The organism is Bifidobacterium ramosum (assembly GCF_009299505.1).
Taxonomy (GTDB): Bacteria; Actinomycetota; Actinomycetes; order Actinomycetales; family Bifidobacteriaceae; genus Bifidobacterium; species Bifidobacterium ramosum.
In genome coordinates, this window is sequence record NZ_WBSM01000002.1 from 253,048 (window position 1) to 273,002 (window position 19,955).

General features: G+C 64.1%; 12 protein-coding genes. 6 read left to right on the forward strand and 6 right to left on the reverse strand.

Going from position 1 to position 19,955, the window contains the following annotated elements; all coding sequences use genetic code 11:
• Positions 1 to 78: 78 nt before the first annotated feature.
• Together DSM100688_RS03880 and DSM100688_RS12045 are read left to right on the forward strand one after the other, a co-directional pair.
• Positions 79 to 741, forward strand: coding sequence for a TetR/AcrR family transcriptional regulator (locus DSM100688_RS03880; protein ID WP_152357842.1), 663 nt, complete (start codon positions 79 to 81; stop codon positions 739 to 741).
• A 226-nt stretch (positions 742 to 967) separates the two neighbouring features.
• Positions 968 to 3,433, forward strand: coding sequence for a beta-galactosidase (locus DSM100688_RS12045; RefSeq protein ID WP_276607805.1), 2,466 nt, complete (start codon positions 968 to 970; stop codon positions 3,431 to 3,433).
• Between the two features lie 167 nt (positions 3,434 to 3,600).
• On the opposite strand, the gene DSM100688_RS03895 is transcribed toward DSM100688_RS12045, so the two are convergent.
• Positions 3,601 to 4,836, reverse strand: a complete 1,236-nt coding sequence (locus DSM100688_RS03895) for a sensor histidine kinase (protein ID WP_152357843.1) — start codon at positions 4,834 to 4,836, stop codon at positions 3,601 to 3,603.
• A 5-nt stretch (positions 4,837 to 4,841) separates the two neighbouring features.
• A complete protein-coding gene (locus DSM100688_RS03900) occupies positions 4,842 to 5,612 on the reverse strand; it encodes a response regulator transcription factor (protein ID WP_152357844.1) in 771 nt (256 codons plus the stop codon).
• 193 nt (positions 5,613 to 5,805) lie between these two features.
• On the opposite strand from DSM100688_RS03900, the gene DSM100688_RS03905 reads away from it, so the two are divergent.
• Together DSM100688_RS03905 and DSM100688_RS03910 are read left to right on the forward strand one after the other, a co-directional pair.
• On the forward strand, positions 5,806 to 6,684 hold the full coding sequence (locus tag DSM100688_RS03905) for an FxLYD domain-containing protein (RefSeq protein ID WP_152357845.1): 879 nt from the start codon (positions 5,806 to 5,808) through the stop codon (positions 6,682 to 6,684).
• A gap of 168 nt (positions 6,685 to 6,852) precedes the next feature.
• Positions 6,853 to 7,737 (forward strand): hypothetical protein, encoded by an 885-nt coding sequence (locus DSM100688_RS03910; protein ID WP_152357846.1) that lies wholly within the window; start codon positions 6,853 to 6,855, stop codon positions 7,735 to 7,737.
• Positions 7,738 to 7,984: 247 nt separating this feature from the next.
• Here DSM100688_RS03910 and DSM100688_RS03915 read toward each other — a convergent pair whose 3' ends face one another.
• Together DSM100688_RS03915 and DSM100688_RS03920 are read right to left on the reverse strand one after the other, a co-directional pair.
• Positions 7,985 to 9,805 (reverse strand): AMP-dependent synthetase/ligase, encoded by a 1,821-nt coding sequence (locus DSM100688_RS03915; protein WP_152357847.1) that lies wholly within the window; start codon positions 9,803 to 9,805, stop codon positions 7,985 to 7,987.
• 344 nt (positions 9,806 to 10,149) lie between these two features.
• The gene (locus tag DSM100688_RS03920; RefSeq protein ID WP_152357848.1) at positions 10,150 to 10,416 is read right to left on the reverse strand and encodes a hypothetical protein; all 267 of its coding nucleotides are present in this window, start codon (positions 10,414 to 10,416) and stop codon (positions 10,150 to 10,152) included.
• A 221-nt stretch (positions 10,417 to 10,637) separates the two neighbouring features.
• Here DSM100688_RS03920 and DSM100688_RS03925 point away from each other — a divergent pair, with 221 nt between their 5' ends.
• Positions 10,638 to 12,239: a sugar porter family MFS transporter gene (locus DSM100688_RS03925; protein WP_152357849.1), complete on the forward strand. Its 1,602-nt coding sequence runs from the start codon at positions 10,638 to 10,640 to the stop codon at positions 12,237 to 12,239.
• 468 nt (positions 12,240 to 12,707) lie between these two features.
• On the opposite strand, the gene DSM100688_RS03930 is transcribed toward DSM100688_RS03925, so the two are convergent.
• Positions 12,708 to 16,499 (reverse strand): thiol reductant ABC exporter subunit CydD/CydC, encoded by a 3,792-nt coding sequence (locus DSM100688_RS03930; RefSeq protein ID WP_152357850.1) that lies wholly within the window; start codon positions 16,497 to 16,499, stop codon positions 12,708 to 12,710.
• Positions 16,500 to 17,338: 839 nt separating this feature from the next.
• Complete coding sequence (locus DSM100688_RS03935) at positions 17,339 to 18,517, reverse strand: AraC family transcriptional regulator (protein ID WP_152357851.1); 1,179 nt, start codon at positions 18,515 to 18,517, stop codon at positions 17,339 to 17,341.
• 17 nt (positions 18,518 to 18,534) lie between these two features.
• On the opposite strand from DSM100688_RS03935, the gene DSM100688_RS03940 reads away from it, so the two are divergent.
• Positions 18,535 to 19,857, forward strand: coding sequence for an ABC transporter substrate-binding protein (locus DSM100688_RS03940; RefSeq protein ID WP_152357852.1), 1,323 nt, complete (start codon positions 18,535 to 18,537; stop codon positions 19,855 to 19,857).
• Positions 19,858 to 19,955 lie beyond the last annotated feature (98 nt).

A 19,955-nucleotide genomic window follows, 5' to 3' on the forward strand; every position in this document is an offset into this window, starting at 1 on the left:
AATCTGCCTCTCGGTTTGTGAAAAGCGCGATGATGTCGGACCACGCGGAAAGGATGAGTCCTCGTTACACTGGCGGATATGACGAACACGGCAGCGACACGGACGGCAGGAAACGGCGGCGGGACCAAGCGGGTGCGCAAGACGCCCGACGAGCGACGGCGCGAGATCGTCAATGCGGCGGTGCGGTTGATCGGCGAGAAGGGATACTACGGTACGTCGCTGCGTGAGATCGCGGATGCGGTGGGCATGAGCCAGCCCGGTCTGCTGCACTATGTCGGCACCAAGGAGGGGTTGCTGTCGATGCTCGTCACCGATGCGTATGACGCGACCGGCACCCCCGACGACTTCATGAAGACCGGGCTGCCCGGCAGCGATCCGCACGGCATGCTGTTCCCCGCGTACCTGCGCTATCTCGTGCGCCATAACGCGCAACGCGTCGAGCTCATGCGCCTGTACATGGTGCTGGAGACCGAGGCGTTCAGCCCCGATCACCCGCTGCATGACTATTTCGAACGCCGGCCGGATTCGACGTGGGAATACTACAGCGGATATACGTGGCGGATTCCGCCGCAGATGGGGGAGTGGCACGAGTCGATGCGACCGGTGGTACGCCAGTGCATCGAGGCGATGGACGGCGTGCAGCTGCGGTTCATGCGCCGCCCGCCGATCGATCTGTATGACGAGTGGCTGGTGTTCGAGCGGATGATCTTCCCATCTCCGATCTGGGACCGGTATCGCTGAGCGTTCGCGGTTCGTCGGGCGCGTTCGTTGGCTATTCGGTGAGCGTTTGATGGCGTGTGTTGCGCGGTGTCGCGCGTGTTCCGGTTGCGTATGGTTGCGTTATCGATATACTGGATGTTATCTAATGATTATTAGATATGATAATTGATGTACTTGCAGAGTTGATGAACATCGTGGTTCGGCGGCGTGGAGGAACGCCTGCCGGACGCATCGCAAAGGAGCAGACGTGGGCAAGCGGACCGTGGATCGTTTCCTGTTCGGGGCGGCCTATTACGACGAATACATGCCGAAGGACCTCGATCGCATCGACACCGACATGGCGATGATGAACCATATCGGCATCAACGTCATCCGCATCGCGGAGTCGACGTGGAGCACCTGCGAGCCGCAGCCGGGCGTCTTCGACTTCTCACATGTCGACCGTGCGTTAGATAGCGCGCATCGCCACGGCATCAATGTCATCGTCGGCACGCCCACCTACGCCGTGCCGACCTGGCTCGTGCGGATGCACCCCGACGTGCTCGCCGTCACCCCGGACGGCCCCGGCAAATACGGCCCGCGGCAGATCATGGACATCGTCAACGGATCGTACCGCTACTACGCCGAGCGCGTCATTCGCAGGCTCATCGCGCACGTCGCCGACTATCCGGCCGTCATCGGCTATCAGGTCGACAACGAAACCAAGTACTACGACTGCGTCAGCCAGGACATGCAGACGCTGTTCGTCAAGTACCTGCGCGGCAAATTCCACGGCGATCTCGACATGCTCAACGCGCACTTCGGCCTCGACTACTGGTCGAACCGCATCAACGCGTGGGAGGATTTCCCCGACGTCGCCAACACGATCAACCAGTCGCTGCGCGGCGAATTCGACCGCTTCCGCCGCGCGCAGGTCACCGAATTCCTCGACTGGCAGGCGTCGATCGTACGCGAATACGCGCGCGACGACCAGTTCGTCACACAGAACTTCGACTTCGGCTGGAAGGACGGTTCGTATGGCGTCCAGCCGGCCGTCGACCATTTCACGGCCGCGCGCACGCTCGACATCGCCGGCTGCGATATCTACCATCCGACCCAGGACGACCTGACCGGCAAGGAGATCGCGTTCGGCGGCGACCTCACTCGTTCACTCAAGGACGGCGCTAACTACCTGGTGTTAGAAACCGAGGCGCAGGGCAACCACGGCTGGCTGCCGTTCCCCGGGCAGATGCGGCTGCAGGCCTACTCGCACCTCGCGTCCGGCGCGGACATGGTCGAATACTGGCACTGGCATTCGATCCACAACTCGTTCGAAACGTATTGGAAGGGCCTGCTTTCGCATGATCTCGAGCCGAACCCGACCTACGAGGAGGCGGGCGTGTTCGGTCGCGAGATCGCGCGGCCCGAGATCGGCGAACGTTTGCTGCATCTGCGCAAACGCAACCGCGTCGCGATCATGGTGTCGAACGAGGCGCTGAGCGCGCTTGAGGGATTCCATATCGGCACCGGCAACAAGTGGGGCAACGGCACCGCCGACTACAACGACGTGGTGCGGCGCATCTACGACGCGCTGTTCGAGCTCAACGTCGAATGCGATGTCCTGCCGGCCGACGCGCCGGCCGAACGGCTGGCATCGTATGCGGTGATCGTGACGCCCGCGCTGTACTGCGCGTCCGACGAGACGATCACGCGACTGCGCGAGTACGTGGCGAACGGTGGCCACCTGATCTCGACGCTGCGTTCGTTCGTCGCCGACGAGGAGACGACCGTATGGCACGATCGCGCGCCGCACCGGCTGACCGACGTATTCGGCATGAGCTACAACCAGTTCACGCCGCCGAAGGGACGCGTGCCGGTCGTGTTCGGTGGCGGCACGGGCGTTGTCGGTGCGGATGGTGCCGGTGTTGCGGGTGCGCTCGCCGGGGTGCCGGACGCACCGGCCGATACGCTGATCGAACTGCTCAAGCCGAATGACGACGCGCGGTTTGCGGCCGGTGACGGATTCGGCGGGGTTGCCGGCGGGACGATTGACGGTGGCGCTGGTTGCGAGACCGCGGTTGATGGGATGGCCGCTGCGATCTCGACGGATCCTGGGACGGTCGACGGAACGGACGGTGACGACGCTGCCGGTTCGTCGGCCACGCAGGTGCTGGCGCACTACGGCCACTACGCGTGGGCCGAGTGCGCGGCGATCACCCGTCACGCGTTCGGCAAGGGCACCGCCGAGTGGATCGGCACCGTGCTCGACCCGGACACGACGCGTGCCGTGATGCGCGAGGCGTTGGACGTGGCGGGCGTCGCGACGCTGTGCGTGACGGCGGTTGTCGGTACTACTGCCGGCGATGCGGATGCTGACGCCGAGGATGCCGGTGCGGAGGATGTCGTTCCCGCCGATGCATGCGGATGCACGACCGCCAGCGGGGACGCTGCTGTGGAACCTTCGGGCACCGTGGCTCCTGCCGCGATCACGGTGCGGCAGGGTGTGAACGCCCGCGGCGAGACGGTGACCTACCTGCTCAACTACTCCGCCGACCCGGTGACGTTCGCCAGTCCGGTCGCCGGCGAGGTGGTCGTCGCGCCGAAGATTATCGCCGTCAACGGCCTCGTGGACGAACCCGCCACCGCGGCGCTGACCCTGCACGAGGGCGATGCCGTGGCCGCCGGCGACGCCCTCACCATGCCCCGTTGGAACCTCACCGTCATCGCCGGCTGACGTTCACCGGTTTGCGTGCGGTCCGTGCCGGCTTCCCTCACTGAGGATCACCGTCGATTCGATCGGCCAGCCAGTCCGGCGCATGGTTTGGCTCCCCTCGCTGAGGGGAGCTGTCCGCGCAGCGGACTGAGGGGAGCCGCGCGACCAGCCTCAGCACCTCTCCGCCATCACGCCAGCGGCAGCTTCAGCAACGTGCTCCACGACGCCTCGTCATGCTCCGTGGTGAACTCGCCGCCGAGTCCCGCCGCAATCCGGCGGCATCGGTCGAGACCGGTCCCGCCGCTGAGCGCATCGTCGGGCATCGTCGTCGCGACGGCCGCCTGCCGCACCCCGTTGGACGCGGACAGCGTCGTCAGTCCGGGCGTGAGCGTGACCGCGATGCAGTAGCCGGCCGCCGGATCGGCGTACTTCATCATGTTGCCGACGATCTCGCGCAGGATGTCAAGCAGCGCGGCCTTGCGTTCGGCGGTGCATGCGGCGGAGGCCTCGCCGCTGATGATGGTCGCGCCGTCCAGCCCGTTCGCATGCAGCCGGGCGTCGTGCGACGCCGCGACCGACCGCAGTTCGTCCGCGGTGATCATGGTCAGCTGGCCGTTCGGCGTTGTCGCCGTCGGGGATGCCGGCTGCCGGTCGGGCGGCTGGTGCCCGGCGAAGCGTTCGGCGGCGTTCGGCTGCGTCGCCGGTTGCCGGTCCAGTCCGGCGATCAGCGTGCGTACCTTGGCAAGGGACTCCTGCGCGGTCTGTTCAATCAATGTGATGGTATCGTGATCGTTCGCGATGCGTTGATCGGAACCGTCCGTATCTGATTGCAGTTGCTTGGACAGCAGCAGGATCGTGGTCAGATCGTTGGCGACCGAATGGTGCAGCTGCGTGGCGAGCTGCTGATCGGCGACGCGCCGCACCAGCTCGGCATGCTCCCGTTCCTCGATCTCCTGCCGCTCCCGCCAGCCCATCATCGAGCCGAGCCACAGCGCGACCATGAGGAACGCGGCCGTGGCGCACACGATCACGAACACCGACGAATCCCACGGATACAGCCAGATGCGCGCGGCGGTCGCGGCCTCTGCCACGACCGCCGCCGCCAATGCCATGCCGATATTGAGATACGCCATGATCGTGACGGCCATGAGCAGGCAGAACAACGGCGAGAACGGCGTCGTCGCCGGTACGACGCACCGTGCGGTCCACAGGGCGACGACCGCCCATCCGCCGATGCGCGGCAGCAGGGCCATGAGCAGGCATCCGACGATCGCCAGCAGCATGAACAGCATCGTCGTATCGTCGCCGTCGCCGATGCCATACAGATACGCGGTCTCGATCATCACCGGAATCGATGCGCACGCCAGCAGCACGCGGGTGCGGGCATCCCAGAGGAGTTGTTTGCTGGTACTCATCTTCGGCATGCGGGTCACATCCTGAGGTAGCGGCGGCACAGGGCTACGGCCTCGTCGCGGTCGCGGGCGTGCAGTTTCTCACGTACGCGCGCGACCTGTGAGAAGATCGTGCCTTTCGAGATGCCGAGCGCGACGGCGATCTCGTCGGTTGACCGGCCGTCGGCGTACATGCGCATGATCGCGGTCTGTTGTGTGGATAATGCGAAGGACCGCTGGGGTGGTGAAGGTTGCGTGGAGACGGGGCGATCCGATGGGGATGTTGTGGAGACGGGATGACGTTGTGAAGGATCGGTGTGCGGATCGGATGCCTGAGTGGGGGATTCGTGGAGGCCGGCCGATGATGTGGAGGTTCGGTGCGACTCGCTTGCGGTGTGATCGGCAATGATCGCGGATTGCCGGCGTGTGAAGAACCTGCGAACGGCGGCGGCGATGGCGGAGATATCGTCCTTGCTGATCACCGCGGCCGCACCGGCGGCGACCGCCGCGTCACGATAGACGTCCGGATCGTAGGCGGTCACGCCGATCATCGGCAGGTCCGGCGCCCACCGGCGCACCGCCTGACACACATCGATGCCGGTCATATCGGACAGCGCCATATCCACCAACAGCACGTCCGGCCGGTCCTGCGCACGAATGCACCGTTGGATCGCGGCCGCGCCCAACTGCGCCGTCCACATCACCGTGAACCCGGCGCGCGTCAGCAGCGACGACAACGCCATCAACGCCATACGGTCGTTGTCCACCATCGCGATCGAAACCGATCGATGCTGCGCATACTGCTCCATGCCGTCCAGTCTAGACAGATGCGGCACGGAAACGACGAACCCATGTCATGCACCGCATGTCGCATCGCACGCCATGCCCCACCGCCGAAAGAAGTTGGCCAAACGGCAAACAACCGCGGAAATCCGCCGGATGCATCGATGCATACGAACCATGCGCGGGTAAACTGGAAACGGATGACCAGAGGGGACTGTCATGAACGACGAGACGACATCATCGACGATGGGCAACGAGAGCGCGGCGAACGAACGATCCGCCGCGGACTCGGCAACCACTGCGGACGCGACGGATACGGCTGTCTCAACAGGCGCGACCGACGCGCGGCCGGCCGATGACGCTCATGATCATACGGTCACTGGCCGGGCTGCTGCGGCCAACGTCCCCGCCGCCGGCAACGATCCGCTCGCCGCCCGTAGCATCCCCGCGCGTACGGCAGCGATCGTCGTGATGATCGCGCTGGCGCTGGGACTGTGCATCGGCTGGCTCGGCCGTGCCGGGGACGTCCACCGGCTGGAATCGCAGGCCCAGACGGCCGAGACGCAACTCAAACAGTACAAGGCCACGAGCGCCGACGAGCAGGGGTCGCTGAAGTCCGAGAACGACGACCTCACCAAACACAACGACGAACTGGTGGCGACCAACGACAAGCTGGCCGCGACGAACAAGGAGCTCACCAAGGAGAACGAACGTCTGAAGGCCGCCTCGACGTCGACGGACACGGCCGACGGCGCGATGATCCAGGTCGCCGGCTTCTCCGAGGAAACCCCGCATGAGGGATCGCACGAGGTGCACTTCGTCGTGCGCAACGACACGCAGGTCTCGTTCGATCAGGCGACGGTGACATACGTGCTGCGCGACGCGTCGGGCAAACAGGTGGGAGACAACCATTATTCAGTCGGCATGGGAACGCTTGCGCCGGGCGGGCTGATGGACACCTATGAGATCCTCCTCGACGGGACGAACACGTCGGGGCTGACCGTGGTGCCGGTGCAGTGGGCGGCGTCCGACTCGCAGCGGAAGACCTACGTCAACGGCACGTACGGGAACGACGTCAAGACTTACGCCATGCAGTGACGGCAGCCGTGAGTCGTGTGTGTGGCCGCCGGACGGCGCCGACCATGTCATGCATCGCATGTCGTACGGTGGCATGCGGCAACGGGCGCGTCGTATCGTGACATCATCGTCACATAAGCCGCTCGTCCGGAACGTCCCGGCATACGGCATGATCTCAGGGAGGTCATCATGAATCCCACGTCGATGAACAACATGCAGCGGATCGACCAGTCACCGGCATCGCATGCCGGCGGCCAGTCATATGCGGATGATCGAAATGCCTGCGATCAGAACGATCTGCGGTGTTCGCAAGGCGGATCGTATGCAGATTCCGCCCTGTACGCCGGTGTGAATAATGGTGCGGTGAAGGGTACGGCCAACCAGTCGCGTTCCGTCCGCCGGCCGATGTGGTGGTGGCTGCTCGCCGCGTTCCTCGCGTTCGCGGTGATCGTCACCGGCGCGTTCGTCTGGCAGCGCACCACGAGCGTCAGCGCGCAGAAGATCTACGACGAACTCGTCTCGCTCGACCCGAACGTCACCGAAGACCAGCTGACCGCGCGGGGCTACGTGTACGGCGGCCAGGCCGCGTATGACTGGCATGGCGTCGACGACGAGGAATTTCCGGCCTATGAGACGGCGGATGACGCGAGCATCGACCGATTCATGAGCGACGTGCGCGCCGGCCGCGAGTCCGTGCTGCGACTGGTCGTCCGTGGTGTCGGACCGTCCCGCACGAGCGGCAGCGGTGCCGTCGGCGGCGTGTCGGTGCGTGTGCTGTGGTTCGATCCGAGCGCCGCCGCCGACTGGGCCGAGAAGGACGATTCCGGCCGGCCCGCCACGATCCATCACGACGGCAAAGGTCAGATCCGCGAGTGGTGGTGGCGTGACGGCGCGGTCGTCATCTCCGACAAGCGGTTCGCGCGTGGCATTCAGAAGGACGAGGATTCGTTTGGATCTGGATTCACCGGTTACGTGCTCAAGCACCAGCCTGCGATCCCGTCCGACCCCGATTCGCCCGACACTGTCATCACGCGCTACGACGAAAACCTCTGTATGTCCGACAACGGCTTGTGACGGCTGTTCCCGCGTGGCAGAAAACGCTCGCATGGACATCCGTGAGCGAGCGAAAACCGCCACTGCATCATCCTGCGTGGCAGAAAACGCTCGCCAAGGTCTCTCTTAGCGAGCGTTTTCTGCCACGCACGGATCATACTGGCGGAAAAGGCTCGCTGAGCACCGTCTCAGCGAGCCTTTTCCGCCATGAGGGAGAGGGGACGATGCCCTCTCCTCATGAACCCGTGTCGCGGCCGTGCCGCGTGCCTTATCGCTTGCCGGCGTAGATGCGCTGGTCGATCACGTCCGCGAAGACGCGGTTGACTGCCGGGCGCACCACCTTCAGGCTCGGCGTCAGGCATTTGTTGTCCTGCGTGAACCGCTGGTCGAGCACCACGAACTTGCGTACCGACTCGGCGCGCGACACGGTCGCGTTCGCCTTGTCGACGTACTGCTGGATCTCGTCGTGCACATCCGGCAGTTGCGCGGCGTCCGTGATCGGCAGATCGGCCGCGAACCCGTGCGCCGGCAGCCACGCGGCCAGACCGTCCGGGTCGAGTGTCACGAGCGCGCCGATGAACGGCCGCTGGTCGCCCACCACCACCGCATGCTCCACGATCGGGCACTTGACGATCTCCTGCTCGAGCGGGATCGGCGACACGTTCTTGCCGCCGGCCGTGATGATGATGTCCTTCTTGCGTCCGGTGATCGTCACGCGGCCCTCGTCGTCAATGCTCGCCAAGTCGCCCGTGCGCAGCCAGCCGTCCTCGGTGAACGCCTCCGCGGTCTTCTCCGGCAGGTTGTGGTAGCCGCGGAACACGTTCTCGCCGCGCACCTGCAGCTCGCCGTCGTCCGCGATGCGCACCGACGAGCCGGGCGCGGGCTGGCCGACCGTGCCGATCACGTTGTCGCTCACGCGGGTCACGGTGAACGGCGCGGCCGTTTCGGTCATGCCGTAGCCCTGGATCATTGGCAGGCCGATGCCGTTGTAGAAGTGCGCGAGATCCGGGTCGAGCGGGGCGCCGCCGCACGCGACGTACCGGATGCGCGGGCCGAGCGCGCCGCGGATCGTGCGGTAGACGAGCGCCTCGTACGTCGCCCGCTCGGCGATCGCCTTCGCCGAATGCGGCACGCCCGCCTGCTCATCGCGCGACCACTGGCGCGCCGCGGCCACGGCCTTCGCGAACAGACGTCCCTTGAAGCCCATGCCGGCCTTCTGCGAGGCTGCGTTGTACACCTTCTCGAACACGCGTGGCACGCCGAGCAGATACGTCGGCTGGAACGAACGCAGGTCCGGCAGCAGCGAGCGCGTGTCCGGCAGGTAGCCGACCACGCCGTCGTCGGAGCCGATCGAGCAGTACTGAATATACCGTGCAAAGCAGTGCGCGAGCGGCAGGAACAGCAGCAGACGCGGATGATCGTCGCAGATCACCTCGGACAGGCACTCGTAGCCCGCGCGCACGATCGACAGGAAGTTGCGGTGCGTGAGCTCCGCGCCCTTCGGAGCGCCGGTCGAACCGGACGTGTAGACGATCGTCGCGAGGTCGTCGGCGCGCACCGAGGCGATGCGTTCGTCGAGCTCCTCGTCGGAGACGGTGACGCCGAAGCCTTGCAGGGCGCCGAGCGCGTTGCCGTCCATCATGAGGATCTGCTGCAAAGCGGGGCAGTGGTCCTTGACCGAGTCGAGCCGGTCGAAGCGCTCGCGGTCGTCGGCGATGGCGAGCTTGACGGCGGAGTCGTTGAGGATGCGTTCGGCCTGCGCGGCGGAATCGGTGTCGTAGATCGGTACGTTCACCGCGCCGATCGCGGCGAGCGCGAAGTCGAGTATGCCCCACTCGTAGCGGGTGGCGGAGAACAGGGTGACCGCGTCGCCTTTGCCGATGCCGAACGCGATGAGGCCCTTGGCGGCGGCGAGGACGAGCTGGTGGAACTCGCCGGTGGTGATGTCGTCCCAGCGGCCCGGGCCGAGTTTGCGCGAGGCGATGACGGTGTCCTCTCCGGTGCGCGCGATGCGGTCGGTGAGGAGTGAGTACAGGGTCTCGTCGTCGCGTACGACGATCGAACCGGGGGTGGTGTATTCGGTGCGCATGATGTGCTGTGGTTCCGTTTCTGCGATGGATGATCGCTGGTGGGTGCGTGCGGTTGCCGGCGGTTGCCGGCTACGTAGGCTGATATTGGCGGCTTGTTGACGTTTTCCTCTGTTTCGTCATATAACTTACGACGGCGTAGGTTATGCCGCGTTGTATGTGCGTACGAATCGCGGCGGCGTGGTTTGTGCGGAGATACAAAAGACGGTTGCCGGGCTGGGCTTGGGTTGCCCAGCGCTCTCTGTTTCTCAACGGACAACCAGCCGTTTTCATCGTTGGAATCGGCTGGTTGTCCGTTGGGTATCAGGACGTGTCTGTGCCGGCTACATGCAGTTTCGTTATTTCCTCACGTACATACAGCCGATTTGGGTACCGGAATCGGCTGGTTGTCCGTTGGGGAGGGGCGAGTGTCGTCGTATGCGGAACTTGCCGTTGTGTTCCCGCTTCTCTTTCTTCTTCTTTCTCTTCTTCTTTTCTTCTTTTCTTCTTTTCTTCTTTCTTCTTTCTTCTTTTCTTCAACGGACAACCAGCCGTTTTTGATACTTGGATCGGCTGTATGTCCGTAGAAGAAATAAGGGGTGGGGTGGAGCCGCGATACAGTGCGTTCGGTCACGCTGATCGGCGATGTTCGGTTGTGTTATGGTCCGTGTCGCTCGCGGTTGGTGTTGTGCGGAAAATGTACTACGATAACCTTTCGGATTCCGAATGTTAGCGCTAACGTAAGCCGTCCGACGACAGACGACAGGGCGACGGTCGCGACGGACAGTCGGACGAGCAGAGAGCAGCGACGCGACGCCAGTCGCGCCGTATCAAGGGTGAACGAGGTATTTCGTCATGAGCAATCCCACATCATCAACCAACGGCGATCCCGCCGTCGCATACGAATCATACGGATCGGACGACCGCAACCAACGCGGCTCCGGCCGCTACATCGTCGGCCTCGCGCTGAGCGCGGGCCTCGCCGGTCTGCTGTACGGCTACGACACCGTCTCCATCTCCGGCGCGATCGACTTCCTGCAGACCAAGTACTCTCTCAGCCCCGCGCTGCAGGGCATGGTCATTTCGTCCATCATGATCGGCGGCGTGATCGGCGCCGGCTTCTCCGGCTTCCTGTCCGACCGCTACGGCCGCCGCAAGCTGCTCATGTTCGGCGCCGCGTTCTTCTTCGTCGCCGCGCTGTGGTCGGCGTTCACGTTCAGCCCGGTCACGCTGATCCTCGCCCGCATCATCGGCGGCGTCGGCATCGGCCTGGCCGCGGCGCTGGCCGTCACGTACATCACCGAATCCGCGCCGACCAACATCCGCGGCGCACTGACCAGCGCGTACCAGCTGCTCACGATCTCCGGCATCTTCCTGACCAACGTCATCAACTACTTCATCGCGTCCTCCGGCTCGCACGACTGGGGCGTGAACATCGGCTGGCGCTGGATGCTCGGCATCGGCGCGATCCCCGCCGCGATCTTCTTCGGCGCGCTGTGGTTCAGCCCCGAATCGCCGCGATTCCTCGTGCAGGCCGGCAAGGTCGGCGAGGGCTTCAAGGTGCTCGAACGCATCAACGGCACTGAGAAGGCGCGCCGCGACGTCGAGGAGATCCAGAACCAGATCGCCGAGGAGCAGAAGGCCAACGCCCAGTTCTCCGACCTGTTCAAGCCGGGCCTGCGCAAGGCGCTGCTCATCGGCATCTTCCTCGCCATTTTCAACCAGGCCATCGGCATGAACGCCATCAGCTACTACGGCCCGGTCATGTTCAAGGACATGGGCTTCGGCGGCAATACCGAATTTCTTGCATCCTCCTGCGTGGGCGGCATCGAGCTCGTGTTCACCGTCGTCGGCATGTACCTGATCGACACCGCCGGCCGCAAGAAGCTCATGGCCGTCGGCTCGGGACTCATGGTCGTGTTCGCGCTCGGCATCAGCTTCGCGTACGCCAACAACTACCAGCTGCTCATGCTCATCTTCGTGATGTGCTTCACCTCCGCGTTTGCGTTCTCGATGGGTCCGATCCCGTGGATCATGATCCCGGAGCTGTTCCCGACCTACCTGCGCGGCCGCGCCACCGGCATTTGCACCGTGTTCCTGTGGGCCACGAACTGGGCGATCGGCCAGTTCACGCCGGTCATGATCAGCTCGATCGGCGGCATGGGCACGTTCCTCGTGTTCGCCGGCACCAACCTGCTGTGCTTCCTCGGCGTCGTGACGTTCGTGCCCGAGACCAAGGACAAGACGCTCGAGGAGATCGCCGAGCTGTGGAAGCCGAAGTCCGAGCAGTCGAGCGCGCAGCTTGAGGTGGTGCGCGCCACCGCCGACCTGCGTCAGGCCGAGGCCGACATCAAGGCCGCCGAGGCCGAGCTGGCCCGCGCCCGTCGTGCCAAGGAGCACGCGATCGCGACGAAGGCCGCCGCCGAGGCGCTCGTCGCCGCGCAGAAGCAGCGCTGAGCTTGGGTCGCGCGGGGTTCTCCCCTTACCCTCTAACGGACATACAGCCGATTTTGGCACCCTTATCGGCTGTATGTCCGTTAGAGGGGGAAGGTCATGTCGTGTTGGAGCGGATTGATGTCGTTTGATCATGTCGTTTGATCATGTCTTTTGATCATGTCGTCAATCTATGTCGTTCTTTGCGCTTCCGTTCTTTCTCGTATCTTTAGCGGACATACAGCCGATTTTCATGGTCATATCGGCTGTATGTCCGTTGGGGGAGAGGGGCAGAGACGGAGGTGAGTACAGCCGTTGCGTAGTTTCCAGACTCATCATTTTTTACGGGCATACAGCCGATTCGGATGCCTTTATCGGCTGCATGCCCGTTGAGAAGAGGTAGTGGATCTATGAAGTTGTGGGACGGCCATGCTCAGCAGAGGCGGGATGGACTGCTGAGCATGGCCGTTCATGGGAGGAACAGCCGAGACGTCAGACGGCGACGACGCGGTCGGCGATGCGCATGGCGGACTCGCGGTGGGAGACGAGGACGATGGCGGCGTCATGTTCCGTGGCGAGCGTGTTGATCGACTGGAGGATCACCGCCTCGTTGAGCGCATCGAGCCGGCTGGTCGGCTCGTCGAACAGCACGAGATCGGCATTGCGCAGGAAGATGCGGGCCAGACCGATGCGCTGGCGTTCGCCTTCGGACAGGCGGTCGCCCAGTTCACCGACCGGCGTGTCGAATCCCTGCGGCAGCGAGTCGATCAACTCGAGTACCGACGCCTTGCGGCATGCGTCGCGCAACAGTGCGTCCGTGTCCGCGCCGGTCTGGTGCGTCGTGCTGTCCGCTGGGTCGCCGTCGTGCCCTGTCGATGCTTCCGTTACGTGCCGTGCATCATCCATATCGTTCGAGCCGACCGGCAGCGCGATGAGCAGGTTGTCGCGGATCGTCCCATCGAACAGCGCGGTTTCCTGACTCATCATGGTCTGGATCGTGCGACGGTGATGCATGTCGACGGTCGGCAGCGACGTGCCGGACATCGTGACCGTGCCCGACTGCGGATCCCAGTAGCGCATGAGCAGTTTGAGCATGGTGGATTTGCCGCGGCCGGACGGTCCCTGCACGCCGAGGATGCCGGTGCGGGGGATGACTAGGGAATAGTCGTCGAGGATCGCGGATGCGGCGGCGTTCTCGGTCCGACCGGAACGGGCGGTCTTTGCCGAGGTGGGATCGGCGACGCCGGTCGTCGCGGGATAGGCGAAGGTGACATGATCGAGTGCCATGCCGTTGTACGCCGGCGCTGCGGTGCCGGTTTCCGTCACGACCGGCGTCTCGTCCATCAGTGCGAACAGACGACGTGCCGCGGCGAACGTATTCGTCAGGTTCGCCGGCAGGGCGCTCAATGCCAGCGTCGGACCGAATGAACTGGCGATCAGTATGACGGCGACGATCAACGACGGTGCGGCCGCTGACGAGATCGTGGCACCGCCGTCGACGGCGGTCAGAGCGGCAATCGTGGTGAATGCCAGCACCAGCACACCGCCGACGCCGGCGTAATGGCCGTTGACACGACTGAGCTTCGCCCGTTTCGCCCACAAGTCACGCGTCCGCGAGACGATGTCGGCGACGCGCGCCTCGCCGGCACCGAACCGGATGATCTCGCCGATGCCGCGCATACCGTCGAGCACACGGTCGTCCAACGCCGAGGACTCCCGACGCAGGTCATCGCCGATGCCGCGCACCGCACGAGCGAACAGGAACGGCAGCAGTACGCCGATCGTCAGATGTGCAACGATGAGCACCAGCGCCATCCACGGGGACAGCGTGAGCAGTGCAACGATGTATACCACCGTGGTGGCCGCGGCGATGACCACCGGGGAGATTGTGTGCGCGAAGAAGATCTCCAGCATCTCCACGTCGGTGGTGATCAGCGCGATGAGATCGCCCTTGCCCTTGCCGTCCAGTTTGGCCGGGGCAAGACGGCGCAGCACGGCGAACGCCTTCGACCGGAACAGCGCCAGCAGGCGGAATGCCACGTTATGGTTCATGAACTGCTCGGTGTAGCGCATCAGACCGCGGATCAGCGCGCATACCGCCATGCCGGCGACCGACGCCGCCACGCCCAGCCCCCATACCGGATGGCCGAGCGCGGCGAGCAGCGCCATCGCGCCGAACACCGGCAGGAACGTGGCGGCGAGATGACCGAGCGTGCCGAAGACGCAGGCCATGACCATGAACCGGGCCAACGGCCGGGCCTCGCGCAGGAGACGGGGGATCAGTGCGGTGAGCGGCAGCGAGGTCGGCGAAGCAGCGGATTCGGATGCGGCGGCGGTGGATGTCGGTGCCGTCATGGCAGGCGTGGCGGATGCGGTTGCGGACGAATCCTTGGCCCGCGGCCGGATCGCCTTCTCTGCCGGTGCAGGAGAGACGGGATCGTTTTCCGTGCGAGGTACGGGAGCGGTCGCGTCGGCACGGCGACCGACCTGTTCGATGGATTGCTGCGCGCGATACAGCCGGGCGTATGTGCCGTCCGTGGCGATCAGCCCGCGGTGCAGACCGCTTTCGATGACGTCGCCGTGATCGAACACGATGATCATGTCGGCGTCGGCCGCGTTCGCCATGCGATGCGTGATCATGATGACCGTCTTGCCGGCCTTCGCCAGATCACGGATCGACGCGAGAATCAGCGCCTCGCTTTCCGCGTCGACGCTGCTGGTCGCCTCGTCGAACACCATCACCGAACCGCCGTGCAGCAGCGCGCGGGCGATCGCGAGTCGCTGCCGCTGGCCGCCGGACAGATTCGCCGAGTCCGGTTCGATCGTCATGTCAAGGCCGTCCGGCTGCGACCGTACGAAATCATCGATGCGCGCGCGACGCAACGCATCCCACAGCACGTCGTCGGCCACCGCGTCGCCATCGTCGCCGTTGCCGACGTCATGGCAGGCCATCAGCAGATTCTCGCGCAACGTGCCGGCGAACAGATGACTGCGCGCGCCGACCAACGTGACCGTACGCGTCAGCGACCGCGCCGACAGATCGCGGATCTCATGCTTGCCGTGCATGTCCAGCAACGCGATCGAACCGTCGTATCCGGTCAACGTGCCGGCCAGCAGTGCCGCCGCCGTTGACTTGCCGGAACCGCTCACGCCCACGATCGCCGTGACCTGACCGGGGTTCGCGAGGAACGTGACATCATGCAACGCCGGCTCAGTCGCACCTCCGTACGTGAACCCAGCCTGTTCGAACGCGACGGCCGGCGCGAACCTGCTGTCGGCCAGTTCGACGTCGCCATGCCGCGGTTCGGGCGCATCCAGCAACGCGAAAATACGCTTGGTCGACGTCATGCCGTTCATCGCGACATGGAAATACGAGCCGAGCTGACGCAGCGGAATGAAGAAATCCGCCGACAGCAGCACGATCATCAGCGCTCCCGGCAGCCCGAGCGAGCCGGTCGTCAGCTGCCAGATCGCCACACCGATGCCGGCCGCCGAACCGCCGTACGCCACCAGATCCATCGCCGTGAGCGAGCGCAGCTGAATCTGCAGTACGTTCATCGTCATCACACGGAACTCCTCCGCCTTGCGATCCATCTCGCGTGCGGCGCGCCCGTCGGCGTCGAAGATCTTCAACGTGGCGAGTCCCTGCAGATTGTCGAGGAACGCGGCACCCATGTCGGTGTACTTGCCCCAGTACTTTTTGAACACGCGTGCGGCGCTCATCGCGACGAGGCCCACGATCACCACGATGAGCGGCGCGCACACGAGCAGCGTCACGGCGGCGGACACGTTGACCGGCAGCAGCACGGCGAACAGGGTGAGCGGGGCGAGCACCGCGTAGCACAGTTGCGGCAGGAACAGTTCGAAGAAGCTCTGGATCTGCTCGATGCCCTCACCGGCGGACTGCACCACGTCGGCGGTCTTCACACGGGCGGAATACGACGGGCCGAGCGCGAGCATCTTGCGGTACAGTCGTTCGCGCAGGGACAGTTTGACGCGTTCGGCGGCCTCGAAGCCAAGGCGTGTCGCGCCGCGCGTGGTGAGGTATCGTACGGCGGCGATGATGGCGAATACGAGAAGATACCACGGCAGACGTGTGGGGGAGACGATCGTCGCGGCGGCTGCGGCGTGCGGGTCGAACCATCGCAGCAGATCGCCGAGCAGCGCCAGCAACGTTACGACGAACGCGACGTTGGCCAGCAGCCCAAGCCACATCAGCGCCACCTTGCCGGCGACGAGCCGGCCGATGCCGGGAGCCAGTGTGAAGAGCCGTTTGTCGAACATTCCCCCTCCTTGTTGCGTGCGGTGTGCGACGTGTTGTACATCGCTCTGCGTTGTGGTGCGGCGCCGCGCGTCGTGTGCTGTGCCGTGCGTGCGGTTGCGTACGGTGCCGTGCGGATGCCGCGCGGCGCGGTTCGAGTCCACACTAACAATCCTGGGCGGATTTGACTAGGGTTTCGCGCTCGGCGGCACGTTACGGCCGGTCCTTCCTCAACGGACAACCAGCCGATTTGGGAAGCCGATCGGCTGCATGTCCGTTGGGTGGTGGGTTTGGTTGTTTGGGAACGGCGCTGTTTGTTTCCGGCGTCGCTTGCTCGACGGACATACGGCCGATATGGCTGTGCGGATCGGCTGCATGTCCGTTGGGTGGAAGCTGATGATGAGGATCTCGATGGGATACGCGACGATGTGCGTCTTCTTGGCGCAAGGATTTCGGGGAATGAGTCCGTTCGTCCCGAATTTCTTGCGCGGGGGATCGGTAAGCGCAGGAAATTCGGGAAATTGGGGCTGATGTCCCGAAATCCTTGCACTGACGGCGGCTCAATGCAAGGATTTCGGGACGAGTGGGTTGTCTTCCCGAAATTCTTGCGCCGGTTGGGGTGGTGGGAGGCTGCGGCGCTGCTGAGTCCTAACCTTCAACGGACAACCGGCCGATTGACCATGCGGATCGGCTGGTTGTCCGTTGAAGATGGTGGATTTGGCCGGTTTGAAACGGCGCTGTTTGTTTCCGGTTCTGCTGCCTCAGCGGACGGTGAGGCAGCAGAATGGGATGCGGGGGCTCATACCGCCTTCAGCGGGTTGCCGCGTCCGACGGCATGGTGGTGCGGCATGGTGCGGCGCGATCACGGTCGGGCGACGGCGCGGAAGCCGTTCGGGGTCATGCCCGTCCGGCGCTTGAATGCCGCGGTGAACGCGTTCGCATTGGGATATCCCACGGTGCGGGCCACGTCCCGAACCGGCATGTCCGTTGACGACAGCAGTCGTTTCGCTTCGTCCATTCTGCGCGTGGTGAGATATTCGTGCGGCGTGACCCCGGTCAGTGCCTTGAATTTGCGCAGATACTGACGTTCGCTCATCATCGCGCGCCGGCTCAGCATGGCAAGGGTAAGGCGGTCGGCGAAATGCCCGTCGATGAACCCGATGGTTTCGCGGATCGCCGGCAGATCGTCGTCGCGGGCGTCGGAACGAAGTGCCAGCTCGGTCAGCAGGTCGGTGAGTATTCTGGCGCCAATGATGTCCGCCTGGGGATGGTCTTGCGTATAGGTGTCCAGCAGCAGGTCGATGGAGTTTTCCATGAGCGCGGTGTTGCCGATGGGGAACACATTGCCCGCAACGGCGGTGATGCGTTCGTAGTAGATGCGCGCCGAGACGCCGTCGAAGTGAATCATGCTGGTTCTGGTGAGACTGTCCGTGCTTCCCTCGTGATGACGGTACGTGTCGAACAGGAAGACGTCGCCCGGATGCACGTCATGCCGCAGCGTTCCCGTGTCGTCCCAGATCGTTGCGTGGAGCGTCCCCTCCGTCACGACCCCCAACAGGAAACTGTCAAACCGTTGCCGTTCAAGCCTGAACTCCGGCGCATAGGCGAATCGTCCCACTCGCAGCGGGTAGAGCAGCCCACGTTGCGCCTCGCCCGACGGCACGGTGATGAGCAACGTCGATTCCGAGGAGATGACGCCCTTTTCGACCGGGTGGATGATGGCGGGAACCGTGTGCCGGTTGCGCTGTGCTGTGCGCTGCATGGCCGATGCCTTCCGAATGACGCAGGTGTTCGCGGGCCGGTGCGAGGTGACTGGCCTTGCTTTCAGGATACAACACTCATTGTCGTTTTTTATGTGGTTCTTGGCGATTTTTTGAAGTGTTGATTTTGGTGAGAATATACCGAAAAACGTTGGAATATCAGTCTTTTGCGACTCTTTTCCGTTCTGTGGTGTACCTGTGTATCGTGTGGGGTGTTGGTACGGCGGTGTACCAAAAGGTACGCACTCGGACAAACCGCAAAGAACGGTCTTTGCGGACAATGCAAAGGAGACGCATCATGCGCAATACGAAGAAGTTCATTGCCTCGGCGGCCGCGATCGCCACGCTCATCGGACTCGCCGCGTGTGGCAACGGGGGCGGGTTGTCCGCCACGGTCGACACCGATACGGCGAACGCCAAGGGCGAGGTCGTGTTCTGGGGATGGGGCAACGGCATCAAGGAGACCATCGCCGCATTCGAGAAGGCGAATCCGAACATTACGGTCAAGTACTCCAGCACCGGCACCGGCGCCGATACCGCCACGGCCCTGCAGAACGCCATCGCCGCCGGCAAGGGCGCTCCGGACGTGGTGATGCTCGAGGACGCCACCGTGCCGCAGTTCGTGGTCGACGGCAGCGTCGTGGATCTTTCCCAGTTCGGCGCGGACAAGCTCAAGGATGATTTCGCCGCCGGCCCGTGGGCCAAGATGCTGCAGGAAGGCAAGCCGTACGCCCTGCCCATCGATTCCAGCCCCGAGGTCTTCTTCTACAACAAGGCCGTCTTCGACAAGGCCGGCGTGGACGGCGAGGCCATCAAGACTTGGGACGACTATTACGAGGCCGCCAAGAAGGTCCGTGCGCTCGGCGGCGACTACTACATCGCCAATAGCATCGACTACCAGCCGTTCCTCGCCCAAGTGTGGCAGGCCGGTTCCCAGCCGTTCAAGGTCAATGGCGAGAACATCACCATCGACATGAACGACGAAGGCATCCAGAAGTACATCGCCCTCCAGCAGAAGCTCATCGACGAGGATCTGATCAACCCCAAGATCACCAATTGGACCGACGACTGGTACCGTTCGCTCGGCGACGGCACCACCGCGTCGCTGACCATCGGCGCATGGATGCCCACGGATCTCGAGACCGGCGCGGCCGCGGGCAAGGGCAACTGGCGCGTCGCGCAGCTGCCGCAGTGGAACGAGGGCGATGAGGCGTCCTCCGAGGACGGCGGCTCGGCGCTGGCCATCACCTCGCAGTCCAAGAACACCGCAGCGGCCTATAAGTTCGCGGAGTTCCTGACCCACGGCGACGGCGCGAAGGTCATGGCCGACCACGGCACGTTCCCCGCGACGACGAAGCTGCTCGAGGACAAGGACTTCCAGTCCAAGAAGAACGAGTACTTCGGCGGCCAGCAGGTCAACAAGGTGCTCGTCGAAGCCGCCGAACGCAAGGTGAGCGCATTCCAGTACCTGCCGTACAACCCGTACGCCCAGTCCAAGTACGGCGATGACGTCGTCCCGGCGTTCCAAGGCAAGAAGACCCTGAAGGACGCGATCGCGGCATATGCCAAGACCCTGGCCGACTACGGCACCGATCAGGGCTACACGGTCACGGTCAAGTAATCCCGCGAGGACATCGTCCGATCGCATCGCCCAATCGTATAGCACAATAACGGCAAGGCGGGGATGCTCCCGGTGTCCCCGCCTCGTCATGTCCGGAA

What these genes read in the sequence shown, in the direction of transcription:
- DSM100688_RS03880 (WP_152357842.1), top strand. Translation starts at nt 79, where the DNA reads ATGACGAACACGGCAGCGACACGGACGGCAGGAAACGGCGGCGGGACC.
- DSM100688_RS03895 (WP_152357843.1), bottom strand. Translation starts at nt 4,836, where the DNA reads ATGCCGAAGATGAGTACCAGCAAACAACTCCTCTGGGATGCCCGCACC.
- DSM100688_RS03900 (WP_152357844.1), bottom strand. Translation starts at nt 5,612, where the DNA reads ATGGAGCAGTATGCGCAGCATCGATCGGTTTCGATCGCGATGGTGGAC.
- DSM100688_RS03905 (WP_152357845.1), top strand. Translation starts at nt 5,806, where the DNA reads ATGAACGACGAGACGACATCATCGACGATGGGCAACGAGAGCGCGGCG.
- DSM100688_RS03910 (WP_152357846.1), top strand. Translation starts at nt 6,853, where the DNA reads ATGAATCCCACGTCGATGAACAACATGCAGCGGATCGACCAGTCACCG.
- DSM100688_RS03915 (WP_152357847.1), bottom strand. Translation starts at nt 9,805, where the DNA reads ATGCGCACCGAATACACCACCCCCGGTTCGATCGTCGTACGCGACGAC.
- DSM100688_RS03925 (WP_152357849.1), top strand. Translation starts at nt 10,638, where the DNA reads ATGAGCAATCCCACATCATCAACCAACGGCGATCCCGCCGTCGCATAC.
- DSM100688_RS03930 (WP_152357850.1), bottom strand. Translation starts at nt 16,499, where the DNA reads ATGTTCGACAAACGGCTCTTCACACTGGCTCCCGGCATCGGCCGGCTC.
- DSM100688_RS03940 (WP_152357852.1), top strand. Translation starts at nt 18,535, where the DNA reads ATGCGCAATACGAAGAAGTTCATTGCCTCGGCGGCCGCGATCGCCACG.